This is a genomic window from Streptomyces sp. NPDC028910, assembly GCF_055564955.1.
Genome location: NZ_JBVHVF010000036.1, coordinates 67,133 through 81,376, shown reverse-complemented (window position 1 = coordinate 81,376; position 14,244 = coordinate 67,133). Strand labels below are relative to the sequence as shown.

13 protein-coding genes and 1 pseudogene are annotated in these 14,244 nt (G+C 71.1%); 6 read left to right on the top strand and 8 right to left on the bottom strand.

The annotated features are described in order from the left end of the window. From ACZ4TV_RS31055 to ACZ4TV_RS31045, 3 genes and pseudogenes are all read left to right on the top strand, one after another. A pseudogene (locus tag ACZ4TV_RS31055) lies at window positions 1–226 on the top strand (DUF4097 family beta strand repeat-containing protein); the annotation flags it as partial. A gap of 91 nt (window positions 227–317) precedes the next feature. Beyond that, entirely contained in the window at window positions 318–1,451 is a 1,134-nt protein-coding gene (locus tag ACZ4TV_RS31050; RefSeq protein WP_468138483.1) for a serine hydrolase domain-containing protein, read from the top strand. A gap of 148 nt (window positions 1,452–1,599) precedes the next feature. After that, window positions 1,600–2,712, top strand: coding sequence for an ABC transporter substrate-binding protein (locus ACZ4TV_RS31045; RefSeq protein ID WP_468138482.1), 1,113 nt, complete (start codon window positions 1,600–1,602; stop codon window positions 2,710–2,712). Window positions 2,713–2,730: 18 nt separating this feature from the next. Here ACZ4TV_RS31045 and ACZ4TV_RS31040 read toward each other — a convergent pair whose 3' ends face one another. Both ACZ4TV_RS31040 and ACZ4TV_RS31035 read right to left on the bottom strand, forming a co-directional pair. Further along, window positions 2,731–3,114: a hypothetical protein gene (locus tag ACZ4TV_RS31040; protein WP_468138481.1), complete on the bottom strand. Its 384-nt coding sequence runs from the start codon at window positions 3,112–3,114 to the stop codon at window positions 2,731–2,733. Window positions 3,115–3,146: 32 nt separating this feature from the next. After that, complete coding sequence (locus tag ACZ4TV_RS31035) at window positions 3,147–3,542, bottom strand: hypothetical protein (RefSeq protein ID WP_468138480.1); 396 nt, start codon at window positions 3,540–3,542, stop codon at window positions 3,147–3,149. A gap of 240 nt (window positions 3,543–3,782) precedes the next feature. Between ACZ4TV_RS31035 and ACZ4TV_RS31030 the strand changes: the two genes are divergently transcribed. Beyond that, complete coding sequence (locus ACZ4TV_RS31030) at window positions 3,783–4,826, top strand: LacI family DNA-binding transcriptional regulator (RefSeq protein WP_468138479.1); 1,044 nt, start codon at window positions 3,783–3,785, stop codon at window positions 4,824–4,826. On the opposite strand, the gene ACZ4TV_RS31025 is transcribed toward ACZ4TV_RS31030, so the two are convergent. The 6 genes from ACZ4TV_RS31025 to ACZ4TV_RS31000 all read right to left on the bottom strand — a co-directional run bounded on the left by ACZ4TV_RS31025 (window position 4,810) and on the right by ACZ4TV_RS31000 (window position 10,738). Next, window positions 4,810–5,520, bottom strand: a complete 711-nt coding sequence (locus ACZ4TV_RS31025; RefSeq protein WP_468138478.1) for a sulfite exporter TauE/SafE family protein — start codon at window positions 5,518–5,520, stop codon at window positions 4,810–4,812. The two genes, ACZ4TV_RS31030 and ACZ4TV_RS31025, sit on opposite strands and share 17 nt — an antisense overlap. Further along, window positions 5,517–6,923, bottom strand: a complete 1,407-nt coding sequence (locus tag ACZ4TV_RS31020) for an amidohydrolase family protein (RefSeq protein ID WP_468138477.1) — start codon at window positions 6,921–6,923, stop codon at window positions 5,517–5,519. Before ACZ4TV_RS31020 ends, ACZ4TV_RS31025 begins: the two co-directional genes overlap by 4 nt. Then, window positions 6,920–8,305 carry a uracil-xanthine permease family protein gene (locus ACZ4TV_RS31015; RefSeq protein WP_468138476.1) on the bottom strand — a complete coding sequence of 462 codons (1,386 nt, stop codon included), beginning with the start codon at window positions 8,303–8,305 and terminating at the stop codon, window positions 6,920–6,922. Before ACZ4TV_RS31015 ends, ACZ4TV_RS31020 begins: the two co-directional genes overlap by 4 nt. Before the next feature lie 369 nt (window positions 8,306–8,674). Further along, window positions 8,675–8,911, bottom strand: a complete 237-nt coding sequence (locus ACZ4TV_RS31010) for a hypothetical protein (RefSeq protein ID WP_468138475.1) — start codon at window positions 8,909–8,911, stop codon at window positions 8,675–8,677. Between the two features lie 289 nt (window positions 8,912–9,200). Then, complete coding sequence (locus ACZ4TV_RS31005) at window positions 9,201–9,929, bottom strand: hypothetical protein (protein ID WP_468138473.1); 729 nt, start codon at window positions 9,927–9,929, stop codon at window positions 9,201–9,203. A 236-nt stretch (window positions 9,930–10,165) separates the two neighbouring features. Next, window positions 10,166–10,738, bottom strand: a complete 573-nt coding sequence (locus ACZ4TV_RS31000) for a TetR/AcrR family transcriptional regulator (RefSeq protein WP_468138472.1) — start codon at window positions 10,736–10,738, stop codon at window positions 10,166–10,168. Window positions 10,739–10,879: 141 nt separating this feature from the next. Here ACZ4TV_RS31000 and ACZ4TV_RS30995 point away from each other — a divergent pair, with 141 nt between their 5' ends. Together ACZ4TV_RS30995 and ACZ4TV_RS30990 are read left to right on the top strand one after the other, a co-directional pair. Then, on the top strand, window positions 10,880–11,671 hold the full coding sequence (locus ACZ4TV_RS30995; RefSeq protein WP_468138489.1) for an SDR family NAD(P)-dependent oxidoreductase: 792 nt from the start codon (window positions 10,880–10,882) through the stop codon (window positions 11,669–11,671). A gap of 247 nt (window positions 11,672–11,918) precedes the next feature. Next, entirely contained in the window at window positions 11,919–14,213 is a 2,295-nt protein-coding gene (locus tag ACZ4TV_RS30990; RefSeq protein ID WP_468138471.1) for a CehA/McbA family metallohydrolase, read from the top strand. The last annotated feature ends 31 nt before the right edge of the window (window positions 14,214–14,244 follow it).

Here is a 14,244-nt window from a genome sequence, read left to right as displayed (position 1 = left end):
GAAGGGCGACATCCACATCACCGAAGCCGTAAGCGGCACGGTCACCCTGCGCACCCAGTCCGGCGACCTGTCGATCGGCGCCGCCCGCGGCGTCTCCGCATCCCTGGACGCCGGCACCACCTACGGCCGCATCCACAACGCCCTGAAGAACACCGACGGCGCCGACGCCGGCCTGACCATCCACGCGACCACCGCCCACGGCGACATCACCGCCCGCAGCCTCTGACGCAAGACCTACGGCGACAAGACCGTCCGAGGTGCCCAGCAGCACCCTCACCGCGACAACCATCCACGCAACCCATAAGGAGCGCACGGCCATGTCCCTCACCACTGCCGGGCAGAATCGCCCGGAGTTACAGAAGGCCATTCAGGAGATCGTCGATTCCGGTTTCGCCGGACTGCAGCTGCGCGTGCACGATGAGCGGGGCCAGTGGGTCGGCAGCGCCGGGGTGCGCAAGCTCGGCGAGAGCGCCAAGCCGCCGGCCAACGGGCGGGTCCGGATCGGCAGCAACACCAAGACCTTCATCGCGACCGTGGTGTTGCGGCTGGTGGCCGAGGGCAAGATCGGGCTGGACACCCCGGCGGACGACTACCTGCCCGAGTTGGGGCTGGACCGGCGGATCACGGTGCGGATGCTGCTGCAGCACACCAGCGGAGTGTTCAACTTCACCGGCGAGTACGAGGACGACGGGACGGTCGTGCCGGGGATCCCCTGGCAGGGTCGGGAGTGGGTGGACAACCGGTTCAAAACCTACCGGCCGCAGGAGCTCGTACGGCTGGCGTTGTCCAAGCCGGCGCGGTTCGAGCCGGGTACGGACTGGAGCTATTCCAACACCAACTACGTGCTGGCCAAGCTGCTGATCGAGAAGGTCACCGGCCGCACGCTCGCCGAGGAGATGCAGCGGCTGATCCTGGGGCCGCTCGGGCTGTCGGGCACCGTGGTCCCGGATACCCGACAGGAGGTCCCCGAGCCGCACGCCCACGCCTACTACCGGTACGAGGACGCCGGCCGGCAGAAGACGGTCGACGTCACCCGCCAGAACCCCTCCTGGATCTCCAGCGGCGGTGACATGATCTCGACCACCCAGGACCTCCATACGTTCATCTCCGCGCTCATGGGCGGCAAGCTCCTGCCGGCCCCGCTGCTGGCCGAGATGTGCAAGCCGCATCCCAAGGTCGGTTACGGCCTGGGGTTGTTCGTGCAGGACACGGAGCACGGCGGCACCATCGTCACCCACAACGGCGGTATCACGGGCCACGCGGCGCTGATGTACAGCACGCCCGACGGCAGGAAGACCCTGACCGCCTCGCTGAACTATGTGGACGACGCGGCACTGTCCCTGGCCGAGGCGTTCCAGAGGGCGACGCAGAGGCTCGTCAAGGAGGTGTTCGGCGGTGGGCAGGCGGAGCCTGCTGACGAGGCGGCCGAGCCGACCCGGCCGACGGACTGACACCTCGGACCCCTACCCTTGAAGGCGGACTTCTTGCGGTCGTGCATCAGGCAGAGCGCGAACCGGGCCACGCCGAGCTCACTGACTCGGCGTGGCCGGCCGAGCCGGGCAGACAGCAACGGAATCGTCACACGGGAGACGTCAACGCATGCATACGCCGCCATCACGGCCTGGACCGACGCCAACTGACGGATCATCCGTCCGGATCGGCGCTCTCGTCCCGCTGACTCGGCCTGGCTGGGTCGAGGCAGGCCGACACTTGCTCGCGGGACTCGAGCTTGCCGTGCGCGAAGTCAATGACGCCGGCGGGATCGCCGGAAAGCCACTCGAGCTGATCGTCCGAGACACCGCGGCTGACCCGCAGAGGGCCGCGGCGGCCGTGGACGAATTGGCTCGCCTGGGCGTGGCTGCTGTGGCGGGCGAATATCACAGCGTCGTCGCTCGCGCCGCTGCCGCCAGGGCCGACGCCCTCGGCCTGCCGTTCCTCTGCTCGTCAGCGGTTCTCGACGCGCTCACCGAACAGCCGACGGAATGGGTCGCGCGCCTCGCCCCGGCGCAGTCCCACGGCTGGCAGATCTACGCGGACTTCCTCCTCGGCGCGGGCCACAGGCGCATCGCCGTAGCAGCCGAGTCCAGTGTCTACTGGGCATCTGGGACCCGCATTCTGCGGGACTACCTCGCTCCGCGCGGCGGCACCGTCGTCGAACTCGACATGCGAGAGCTCGCCCCCACCGCCGTGTGCGACCGACTCGTCGACCATCGCGCGACAGCCCTCGTCCTTCTGGTCGGCCACCCGGAGCCGGCCGTGTCGATCGTCAAGTCCGTCCGCCACGACCAGCGCCTCGCCGGGATCATGATCGGTGCTCCGGCCGGGCAACCGGAATTCGCCGAATGGCTGGCCTCGCTGGGCGACGACAGCGCCGCGATCCCCTTCTTGCGCTACCTGCCCGAACGCCTCGGCCCACTCGGTGCCCGAGTCGAAACGGCCCTTCGCGAGCGGCTGGCCGAAGCGCCCTCCTTCGTCGCCTTCGAGGGCTACGACACGGTCTCCGTCCTCGCCGATGTGCTGCGTTCTCACGGCGCGGGCCGGGCGCACACGGCCGAATTCTGGCGGGCGGTTGAAGTCGAGGGCACCCGCGGGCCGATCCGGTTCTCCCGCGTGCCGGGCATCAGCGTGTGGCAATGGGCTTGGGCGCCCGTCCAAGTCGTTGACCGAGATCCGGCGGAACCCGATCGCTTTCGGATCCTCCACACCGGCTGAGAGGCGTGGGTCCGGCGCCTAATCGAGCGGCTTGCACACCTCGGTGACGCGCTTGCCGCCGTGGTCTTCGTAGTCGTTGTAAGTGATGCTCTTTCCGTCCTGGTTGAAGGTGAGGGTGCCGCCACGGAAGTCCTTGACCGTCTGACCCCGCTGGAGGATTTCGTTGACGTAGTTCCCGCTGCCGGCGACGAGCACGGCCTGGTCACGGTCGATGACCATGAGGCCGTATCCGACCCCGCAGGTCGGCAGGCCGGCGATGCCGGGCGGTGCGACCTCTCCGACCGTGTACTTCGGGGAAGGTGTGGGTGAAGGGGCCGCGCTCGCGGGAACGGCCGGGGCGGCGGCGGCTGTGAGCACGGTGCCCAGGAGGGCGGCCTTCACGAGCAGCTGTGATGTACGCATCACAAGGTTCCTCTTCTCTGATCACCAGACGGTCAGGAGTTCAACTGAAACTGTTCGCCCCGGTCGTTCTGGTTGACGCATGCGATGTACGGATTCGGGGTTCCCTCTCGGCTCTCGCACGTCCAGGGAACGCGGTCGACCGTCACGGTCACGGGTCGCTCGTCCACGGACGTCTTCTGCGACGCTACGTAGAACGCCTTCGCCACCTTCAGAGCGGTGGGACAGGCCGACTTGCTTTGCGCGTGGACCGCCAGGCCGCCACCCCACTGGCTCCCGCAGTACACCCACGTTTCGCCCAGGAGACGGGTCGAAACCGGGTGGGTGGGCGCGGAATCCCGGCCGACGGCCCCGACCGGTGTGGTCAGCCCCGCCAGCACGGCGGCACCGGTGACGACCACGGCTGCGACGGATCTACTGACGAAGCCCATGTCGACCTCCCTGGTACGGGCTGACCCGTGCGCCGCGGAAAGTCGACACACGCCCCTTCGACCGTAGGGCCACCCACACGGAGTAACCACGATGATGTAGCCCATACGGGTGATATCGGACCTATCCTCCCTGGTCCAAGCGGCCCCGGGGCGAACATTCACCCATTCGGCTCAGCCACCGCTCCCATCGGCGAAGATGGTGAGGTCACTCGTCCTCGCACGTGAGGAGCATGCGCGCAGATGCCAACTTCCGGTCTCGGCTCCAAGCCACCGACGATCGCCGATGTCGCACGTGCCGCCGGTGTGTCGCGGACGACGGTCTCGCACGCCCTCAACGGGCTGGGCAAGGTCGACCCCCGGACGCGGGAGCGCATCAAGCAGGTCGCCGCGGAGCTCGGTTACCGGCCCAACCTGCGGGCCCAGCGGCTGCGGCGCGGGCAGGCCAAGGCCATCGCGCTCGCCTCTTCCATGCCGTTCGCGGTGGCAGGAGGGCCGTCCCGGCTCGGGTTCTACATGGAGATCGCCGCCGCTGCCGCCGAGAGCGCCCTGCTGCACGACTACGCGCTCGTCCTCGTACCGCCCGTGCAGTCCGGTACAGGTCTGCACTCCGTCGACATCGACGGGGCCATCGTCGTCGAACCGGATGTGCACGACGCGGCTGCGGCCCATCTCACCGAGCGCGGGCTCCCGTACGTGGCGCTCGGCAGGCCCGTCTCACCGGACGAGGCCGCTCCGTACGTCGATCTGCGCGGCGGGCCCGTCGCCGAACTGCTGCTTTCCCATCTGTACGAACAAGGCGCCAGGCGGCCGGCGCTGATCATCGGGTCCGGGGCACGGCACTCGTCGGTGGACGCGCGCGCCGCCTACGAGCGCCTCGCCGAGGAGTACGCATGGACGCCTATCGTGGCGACCGCCCCCGAGGCGGGCGGCGAACAGGCCGGCTATGAGCGCTGTGCGGCCCTGCTCGCCGAGCACCCCGGGATCGACGCCGTCTGCGCGTTGGTGGACGCCTTCGCCGTGGGTGCGGTCCGGGCGATCCGGGAGAGCGGGCGCGCCGTACCGGACGACGTCATGGTCGTCACCCGCTATGACGGCCTGCGGGCCCGTACGTGCGAGCCGCCGCTCACGGCTGTCGACCTGCATCTGGACCGGGCGGCGTCCGACGCGGTGGAGCTGCTGCTGGGCCGGCTGCGTGGCGACGTGACCACCGTGGCGGTGGCCACGTCGCCCGAGCCCAGGCTGATCGCGCGTCCGTCGTCGCTGAGGGTCACACCCCCGAGATGAGCAGCAGGCCGGAGACCAGCGCGAAGACGAGCACGAACAGACGCGTCCTGCGCGCGTCCATCCGGTGGTGCACCAGGCGGCTCAGCCACGCTCCGGCGGCGATCGCCGGGAGCAGCGCGGCTGCCCAGCCCAGATCGGCCGGTTGCCCCTCCCCGGTGGCGAACAGCAGCGCCAGCGACGCCACTTCACCGACGAGGAAGCAGAGGGCGACGGTGGAGCGCAGCTCGGCGGGCGGCCGGTGCTGGTAGACCAGCGCGAGCGGCGGGCCGCCGATGCCGGTCGCGGTCTCGGTCAGCCCGGTCACCGCGCCCGCGCCGATGTAGGCGGCCCTGCCGGGAGTGAAGGCGGGTGCGGCGAGACTCACGGCCGCCGCCAGGACGGTGGCGACGCCCACGAACAGGCCGAGGCTGCGGTCCGGGATCAGCCAGAGCAGCGCCAGTCCCCCGGGGGTTGCGGCGAGCCGCGCGGCTGTGATCCAGCCCGCGCCACGCAGATCGAGCGAGGCGCGTTCGCGCCAGGCGACGTACAGGTTGAGCGGGATCATCGACGCCAGGACGAACACCGGGAGCAGACCGGGATCCAGGATCCCGGCCACGGGTGCGACGATCAGGGCGAAGCCGAGTCCGCTGCTGCCTTGGACGAACGCGGCGACGGCCACCGTGACGGCCAGGACCACGAGTGTCTCGGTACTCATCGTGCGGTGCTCCGCGCGCGTGCCGCGGTGGAGGTCGGATGCACACGGGTGATGGCGGCCCTCTTCACTGCGGCGCGGGCCAGTTCGGCCGCCTGCCGTACGAGTGCGGTCCCGTCCCAGGTGGTGGGCCGGCCGCGCCACAGGCGCAGTCGGCCGGCGACGAACACGGCGGTGATCTGGTCGCGGTTGCCGCGCCGTACCAGTTCCCACGGCAGGTCCCAGGAGAGCGCGAGTTCCGGGGTGGTGACATCGACGAGGAGGAAGTCGGCGGCCAGGCCCTCGGCGATGGTGCCGGTGCGGGCGCCGAGGCCGACCGCGTCGGCGCCGCCGCGGGTGGCCCTCTCCAGCCAGGTCCATCCGGCGCCGCAGGACGAGTCGCCGGTGATCAGGCCGTACGCGAGCCTCTGGGCGAATTCGGCCGCCTCGGCGAGCCGGAATCCGTCGCCACGGGTGCCGTCGGTGCCGAGCCCGAAGCGGACGCCGCGTTCGGCCATGGCGGTGGCCGGGGCGACCGCGTTGCCCTTCCAGGCGCTGGCGACGGGGTTGTAGCTCACGGCGGTGCCGGTGTCGGCGAGCAGGGTCAGCTCACGAGGGGTGAGCAGGGTGGCGTGCGCGGCGAGCAGTTGTGGGCCGAGCGCGCCGATGTGGTGCAGGTATTCGAGCGGGCGCAGGCCGTGCTGTACGAGAGAACGTTCGACACCGGCCAGGTGCTCGTTGACATGGATCTGTACGGTGGCTCCGGCTTCCGAGGCGAGACGGGCGGTGTGTCGCAGGGTCGTGGCGGTGGCCGCCTCGGGAACGGAGACGGCGAGGGAGGGGTGGACGAGCTCATCGCCGTCGTACCGGGCGAGATGCTTCGCCGCGGCCGCGAGGACGGAGGGAGCGGCGTCCTCGGCGTGCTCGGCGTACTCGGCGTCGTTGCAGACGAGTCCGAGCACGCAGCGTATTCCCGCGTCGCGGGCGGCGCGGGCGACGACGTCAACGTCCACATCGGCTCGGGTACCGGCGTCGGTGACGGTGGTGAAGCCGCCGCGCAGCGCCTCAAGGGCCGCCAACTTCGCTGCCGCGTAGGCCGATTCCTCGTCGAGCGCGCTCTCCAGCGGCACCCACACCCGCCGGAAGATCTCCGACGGCTCCCCGAAGGCGAGCGCGGAGCCGAAGCTCTGCGTGAGGTGGTGGTGGGCGTCGACGAAGCCGGGCATCAGGAGGTGGCCGGGCAGCCGTACGGCGTCGAGGTGCGGATGCGTAGCCCGGAGTTCCTCTGCGGGGCCCACGGAGCCGAATGAGCCGTCGGTGACGACGACCGCGAGGCCGGCGACGGGGCCTTCGGGCAGCAGAACGGCGTCCGGGACGAGGAGGAGCGGGCCGTGGCCGTCGAGGAGGTCACGGGAGAGCTGGTTCATCGGCTGCTTTCGGTACGGGTGCCGGCCAAGCGGGCAGCGATGCCCGGGCGGATGTGGTGGAAGAGGATGTTGAGGACGGCGGCGACGAACGCGCCGACGGCGACGCCGCTTTCGAGGAGGATGCGGACGTTCGGCGGGAAGCCGGCGTACACACCGGGGATGAGGATGGGCAACAGGCCGAGCGCGAGGGCGACGGCACAGATGAAGGTGCTGGTGTGCTTGTCGAGGTCCGAGCGGCCGAGCATCTGCACCCCGAGAACGGTGATCACGGCGAAGACGACCATGGCGGTGCCTCCGATGACCGCGGCCGGGATGACGCTGATCGCGCGGGTGACGGGCGCGAGGAATCCGATGACGATGAGGACCACTCCGGCCGCGGCGGTGACGAAGCGGCTGCGTACGCCGGTGACGCGGACGATCCCGATGTTCTCGCCGCTCGTCACCATCAGCGGCAGTCCGAAGAATCCGCCGAAGAGGGAGGTGAGCGCGTCACCGCGAACCGTCTTGGGGACGTCGGTGCGCTTGTCGATCTCCTTGCCGACGGCCTCGGCGTTGATGACGGTCTGGCCGGTGGCCTCCGCCATGGAGGCGAGGCTGTAGAGCATCAGGGGCAGGGCGGCCAGGAGGTTGAACTCGGGTGAGCCGAACGGCAGCAGCTGCGGCATGCTGACCAGGCCGCCTTCGCTGGCGCGCCCGAAGTCGATGGCGCCGAGAACCGCCGCCAGGGCGGTGCCGGCGAGCAGTCCCAGCATGACGGCGAGCTGGCGCAGGACGCCGGTGAAGAGCAGGTAGAAGACGACGGTGAAACCGATCGTCGCCATGCCGAGCGCGAGATTCGTGGTGTCGGCGAAGCCGGGCTGGCCGGGACGGCCGGTGACGAGGACGGCGCCGACCTTCACCAGATTGACGCCCACGATGACGATCATCGTGCCGATGACGAGGGCCGGGAAGAAGACGAGCAGCCGCGAGAAGACCGGCAGGACGACGAAGTAGAAGGCAGCGGTGAGGATGACCGCGCCGGTGGCCGTGCGCAGGCCGTGCTGCTCGGCGATGGCGAGGAAGAGGATGAGCGGCGCGCCGCCCGGCAGCATCACGAACGGCAGCCGGGGCCCGAACCTCCAAGGCCCGAGAGACTGGATCAGCGATCCGACGCCGGAGAGCACGAAGGCGGCGGACAGCAGATTGACCGTCAGGCCCGGGTCGAGGCGGAGGGTGGCGCTCATGAGGAAGATCGCCGAGATCGGGGTGGCCGCCATGACGAGAACGTGCTGGATCCCGAAGAGGACGATCCGGCCGAGGGGGCGCGACTCGTCGACGGGGTGCGTGGGCTGCGGCGTTGGTGGCTGTTCCGTACCGGGGAGGGTCTGGCGGGGACTGGACACGTGTGAGCTCCGTTCGGCGTATGGCACGTTCGGGTTTCAGCCGGAACCAAGCCCTGGACGGTGGGCCAAATCGATGTGGCCAAATCGATTTGGCCGCCAGTATGTGAGGGCGGACGAGCACCGTCAAGAGCCTCGACGTCGCGACGAGGAGAGCGGGCAAGAGGCGGTCGGCGCGGGCCGGTTCCGGGCCGGTTCCGGACCCTTGGCCAGGATCCGCGCCCCGCGGCTCCGCTGACGGGCTGGTTACCCTCCTCCGCCCGGCGGACCCCTGCCTGCGTGCAGCACGATTTCGGGTACCGGAACTACGGCAGTCGCATCCCGGGCGGCCTCGGCACGGGACCGAACCGGGGATGCTCCATGCCCGGCCCTTCAGCAGCTCTGGAAGAAGAACTCGGCGTTCTTGCCGTCCGGTGAGAGGAATAGGTAACCGCCCCCGTTGTCACCGAAGTTGACGTCGAAGGGCAGTTGGTGGGAGTCGAGCTGGGCGACCAGCTGCCAGCCCTCGCCCGGCAGGGCGTCGCCCTGCAACCAGACCGGCACCACATCGGGGCCGCCGCGACTCGGTGACCTGCCCGCCCGGCTGGACGACGACGGTGGCGTGTTCACTCGAGAACCCGATGGCGAACAGGTACACCATCCGGTCCCCGTTCCCGCCGCCGTCCGTCGCCGGCACCGGGAACTGCCCCATGAACGGGGCGAGTTCGTTCTCATACGGGTCGACCGGCCACTGCGGCTCCTCCAGCCAGTGCGGCAGGCCGCCCAGCCGGGTGCCGTCCGTGACGGCTGCCTCGGCGTCACTCGCCGGATGGTAGGACGTGAAGCGGTACCGCATGTGGATCCCCCGTGTCGACTGACCTGCTGTGCTGCCGCGCGCACAAGCCGCGTGCCGAGTGGGTCAGGCCGGAGCGTTCCAAGCGGTCGTCAGCCCGTCCAGCCACGCGGGCGGCAGCTCCGCCGCGTCCCACTCCTCCCGCAGCTCCTGCGGCGCGGCGACGAGCCGCTCCAGCACGGCGATACTCGTGGCGGAGTGGAGGAGCGAATAGCGGCCGTGAACCGTGGTGGCGCTGCCCGGTCCGTACGCCGCGAACAGTCGCTCCAGCCGGGTCCGGTGGGCGGCGGCGAACTCCGTCAGACGCCCGGCGTACCTGGCCCGCTGCAAGGGGCTCATCGTACCGAGGACGGCGGCGAGCACCTCCTCGGTCACCTCCGGATCCAGCTCGGAGGCCGCGGTGAACGAGAGGTACAGAGGTGTGACCGCCACCCGCGTCCGCTCCACCTCCATCCGCCCGGCCCGAGGATGCTCCCCGGCCGGGCCCTGGGGCCCGTCCTCGCCCACGACCCGTAGCAAGGTCCGCTCGACGACGATGCCGAGCTCGTCCAGGAGGTGCCCGGCGCCGTCGAGCCAGCCCGACTCGTACGCCTCGCCCTTGTCCCCCGGCGCGCTCCAGTCGCCGCTCAGCTCCTCGTGCGCGAGGGCCAGCGCACCTGCCTCCAGGAGCCCGATCAGTTGCCGCGCGTCACCTGAAGGGACCCCCGCCCGCGCGAGGAGCTGCAGCAGCGTCGTCCTCGCGTTGTCGGCACTCACCTCGTCCGGCCACTGCCGTCCCTCATCGGCCGCGCTCATCAGATCCTCCTCATCGCTCGGGTGGTGCGGTGTGTGCAACGAATCGCTTCCTTGGACGCCATCCAAGCAGCTGGGGACACGGAGCGGCGGCCGGCCGTCGCGACCGCGCACGGACGGCGGGCGTTGCTCCCGTGCGTCGCTGGTGGGTGACCGGGTGACCCGCGAGCGACTGGAGGGCGCCGCCACGGGATCCGGGGCGGTCTGACGCCCTCGTCCTCTGGTCCCCGCCTCGGGGTTTACGGGGCGTCGGTCGCGGTGAACTTCGTGAGGATCAGCAGGGTGTCGACGAGGTCCACGGCGGGGGCGCCGGTGGCCAGGCGGCGGAGCTGCTGGCCGAAGACGAGGGCGACGGCGGCGCCGGCCAGGCGTTCGGGGTCCGGCACGCCGAGGTGGGTCAGGACGCGGGTGGCGAGCAGGTCGTAGGCGGCGAAGCACTCGGCCGCGGCGGCACGCAGCCGTTCGTCGCGGCCGGCCTGGACGTACAGCTCGAAGGGCGCGATGTGGCGGCTGTCGAAGACGTTGCCGCCCGCGACCTGCGCCACCACCTCGGCCGCCTGCCCGATGTCGAAGCGCTCGTCGGAGCATGCGTCGGCGAGCGCCGTGAAGTGCCGGGTCTCCTCGGCCACGAAGTGCAGCAGGCTCTCGCGCAGCAGCTCGTGCTGGGTGGCGAAGTGGTAGGTGACGGAACCGAGGGAGACTCCCGCCTCCTTGGCGATCCGCCGGTTGGTGACGGCGGCGATGCCGTCCTGCCCGATGATCCGCAGTACGGCGTCGATGATGCTCTGGCGGGTGTCGGAAGCATGGGGCATGGCGACATTCTGCCCCATCGGCCGGCACGACCACCCGGGCAGGGCTGGGGAGTTGGGGGCGACCGAGGTGTGGACAAGGGGCGGGGTCATCCCTACTGTTCGTTCGAACGAACAGCACAGGGACGCCGCATGGGAGTCGTCGTGGACATATCCGGATCGAACGTTCTGCTCACCGGGGCCACCGGAGGCATCGGCTCCGCCTTGGCCGCGCGCCTGGCCGCGCAGGGGGCCCGTCTCACGGTCACCGGGCGCCGTGAGGAGGCCCTCAAGACCACCGCGGACGCCTGTGGCGCCCGCACCGTGGTCGCCGATCTGGCCGTCCGATCCGACGTCGTGCGCCTCGCCGGGACCTGCGCCGAGGCGGACGTCCTGGTCGCTAACGCCGCCCTGCCCGCCAGCGGCGATCTTCTGGACTACACAAAGGAGCAGCTCGACCGCGCCCTCGACGTCAACCTGCGCGCGCCCGTCCTGCTGTCCCGGCTGCTCGCGGCGCACATGGTGGCCCGCGGCCGGGGCCACATCGTGCTGGTCGGTTCCCTTTCCGGCAAGGCGGCGACCAAGTCGACCTCCCTCTACAACGCGACGAAGTTCGGGCTGCGCGGATTCGCGCTCGCCCTGCGCCAGGAGCTCAGGGGCACGGGGGTGGGGGTGTCCCTGGTCCAGCCCGGCTTCGTACGGGACGCCGGGATGTTCGCGGCCACCGGCGCCGCTACGCCGAAGGGCATCAGGACCGTCACGCCCGACCAGGTCGCCGACGGCGTCGTCCGGGCCGTCCGCCGCGACCTGTGCGAGGTCAACGTCGCACCGCTTGAGCTGCGGCTGCTAAGTGCCATCGCCGGACAGTTCCCCGGGTTCGCCGAGCGGATCCAGGGCCGGACGGACCTCGACGGCTCCGTGCGACAGATCGTCGAGGCCCAGCGCTCGCGCCGTTAGGCGACGTCGCTCCCGCGCCGCCGGGCGGGAGCGCCGCTCGCCCCGACTCCCCACCCACCTCACGTGAACGGAGAGCACCGCTGTGCCGAGTGAAGATGACCTCCCGAAGGATGCGCCCGACCCCGGCCCGGGTGTCGAGCGCAGGTCCCTGCTCCGATTAGGGGCCCTGCTGGCCGCCGGCGGAGCCGCCGCGCTGGTTCCCGCCCCGGTCGCACACGCCGCGACGAGGGGCCAGGGGACCGACACGGTGACCACCACCTACCGGGGCCGCTCCCCGTACGGCAACGACCAGTGGGCGTACGTCGCCTTCGACGTTCCCGCCGGAGTGCAACGGATCTCCGTGTCGACCTCCCACGACGCCTCCGCCGGCATCCTGGACCTCGGCATCTTCGGCCCGCCCGGCTTCCGCGGCTGGTCCGGGGGCGAACGGTCCGGGTTCACCCTCTCCGCGGCGGACGCCACTCCCGGGTACGTCCCCGGGCCCGTCGGGCCCGGCAGCTGGTCCGTCATCCTGGGGCCGATGGTCGGCGCCGCCGCCGGCATGGCCTGGCAGGTCGACGTCACCCTGCACCTCGGACACGCGCTGCCCACGACCCCGTACGACATCCTGCCGACCTCGGTGGCGGGGCGGGGACCCGGCTGGTACCGGGGCGACCTGCACCTGCACAGCGTGCACTCCGACGGGAAGCGCACGGTGGACGAGATCGTCGCGGCCGCCCGCCAGGAGGGGTTGCACTTCATCGCCACGTCCGACCACAACACCAGCTCCACCGGCGTGACATGGCACGGCAACGTCCCGAGCGACCTGCTGGTCATCAACGCCGAGGAGGTCACCACCCGCCACGGCCACTGGCTGGCCGTCGGCCTGCCCCAGGGCGAATGGGTGGACTGGCGCTACGGCCCTGCCGACCAAGGGGTGTTCGAGGCCCACGCCCGGCGCGTGCACAGTCTGGGCGGACTCACGATCGCCGCCCATCCGCTCACTCCGGCACCGGGATCCTTCTGGGAGTTCGGCCTCGACCGCGTGGACGCGCTGGAGGTGTGGAACGGACCCTGGACCCTGGACGACGCGGCCAACATCGCGGCCTGGCACGTCATGCTCTGCCTCGGCAAGCGGGTCGCCGCCGTAGGCAACAGCGACGCCCACAGCCCCGCGGACGCCGTCGGGCGGCCCCACAACGTGGTGCGTGCCACCAGCCTGTCGACGCCCGCCGTACTGGACGCACTGCGCCTGGGCCGGTCGTACGCCGTCGAATCCGCAGCCGTGACCCTGGACTTCACCGCCCGCGCCGGCGGAGCGGTCGCGGGACCCGGCGAGGAACTGCCCCTGTCCTTCTTCGACAGCGTCGACGTGACCTTGGACGTGACGGGCGCCCCGGACAGCATCGCCACGCTGTATACGGAGTGGGGCATCATGGCCGCCACCTGCATCGACGGCAGCGGCAGGGGGCAGCTGCGCTGGCGCGGCTGGGGCAAGGCCTCCCTGTTCGCCCGGGCCGAGGTGCGTCGGCCCAAGCCCGCCTCCACCACGCTGGACCAACTGGTGGCCCTCACCAACCCGGTGTGGTTCTACTCCGCGCAACTGCCTCCGTACGACGTCGAGCGGCGCGCGCTCTTCCACACCGAGCGCCGCCCGGACGGCTCGTGGAGCAGCATGCGCCCGCTGCCGGGCGCCGCCGGCGCCGCCTCGTTCGCTGGGGTCCAGAGCGCCGTGGCCGGCATGGCGGACGGCTCGGTGGTGGTGTTGGGCATCGCGTCCGACAACAGTCTGTGGCTGACCGCCGTACGGGGCTCGGCCACGCTCCAGCCCTGGCAGCGGGTCGCGGGACCGGACGGCTCGACCGGGTTCACCGTCCGGGAGGCGGACATCGCGGCCTTCCCGGACGGCACCTGCCAGATCGTGGTGACGGCCACGGACGGCACCACCTTCCACCAGCAGCGCCGCGCCGACGGCGCTCTGCCCGGTTTCCGGGCCGTGCCCGGCTTCACCACGCGGAGCCGCTGGGGTGCGACGAAGGTGTCGATCACCGCCATGCCGGACGGGTCCGCCCAGCTGCTCAGTTACGGCACGGACGGTGCCATGTACCACTGCGTTCGCGGGCGGGACGGTACGTGGACGGCCTGGGGACGTCTGGCCGGCTACAACGGGGCCCCGACCTTCTCCGGCCCCGCTCTGGCGATCACCGGGATGCCCGACGGTTCCTCCCAGGTCCTCGCGATCGGGCTCGACGGGATCGTGTACCACCAGCAGCGGCGGCCCGACGGCTCCTGGACCGGCTTCCGGCCCCCGCGGGGCGTCAGCACCGCCACCATGGGGGCCAGCGCCATCGGCATCACGGGGACGCCCGACGGCTGCGCCCAGGTCGTGGCGGTCGGGCTCGACGGACGGATCTGGCACAACATCAGGAAGCCGGACGGCTCCTGGACGCCGTTCTCGCAGATCCCCGGCCCGAACGGAAGGGACCCCTTCCCCGCGGGGCAGGTCCGCATCACCGCCCTGCGTGACGGCACCACGCACGTGGCGGCCATCAGCGCCGGCTAGCCGGAGCCGCCCGGCCCGCCGGGCGGCGCTG

Coding starts and splice junctions, on each gene's coding strand:
- ACZ4TV_RS31045 (WP_468138482.1), top strand. CDS start 1,600: ATGCATACGCCGCCATCACGGCCTGGACCGACGCCAACTGACGGATCA.
- ACZ4TV_RS31005 (WP_468138473.1), bottom strand. CDS start 9,929: ATGAGCGCGGCCGATGAGGGACGGCAGTGGCCGGACGAGGTGAGTGCC.
- ACZ4TV_RS31025 (WP_468138478.1), bottom strand. CDS start 5,520: ATGAGTACCGAGACACTCGTGGTCCTGGCCGTCACGGTGGCCGTCGCC.
- ACZ4TV_RS31040 (WP_468138481.1), bottom strand. CDS start 3,114: ATGCGTACATCACAGCTGCTCGTGAAGGCCGCCCTCCTGGGCACCGTG.
- ACZ4TV_RS31035 (WP_468138480.1), bottom strand. CDS start 3,542: ATGGGCTTCGTCAGTAGATCCGTCGCAGCCGTGGTCGTCACCGGTGCC.
- ACZ4TV_RS31050 (WP_468138483.1), top strand. CDS start 318: ATGTCCCTCACCACTGCCGGGCAGAATCGCCCGGAGTTACAGAAGGCC.
- ACZ4TV_RS31000 (WP_468138472.1), bottom strand. CDS start 10,738: ATGCCCCATGCTTCCGACACCCGCCAGAGCATCATCGACGCCGTACTG.
- ACZ4TV_RS31020 (WP_468138477.1), bottom strand. CDS start 6,923: ATGAACCAGCTCTCCCGTGACCTCCTCGACGGCCACGGCCCGCTCCTC.
- ACZ4TV_RS31030 (WP_468138479.1), top strand. CDS start 3,783: ATGCCAACTTCCGGTCTCGGCTCCAAGCCACCGACGATCGCCGATGTC.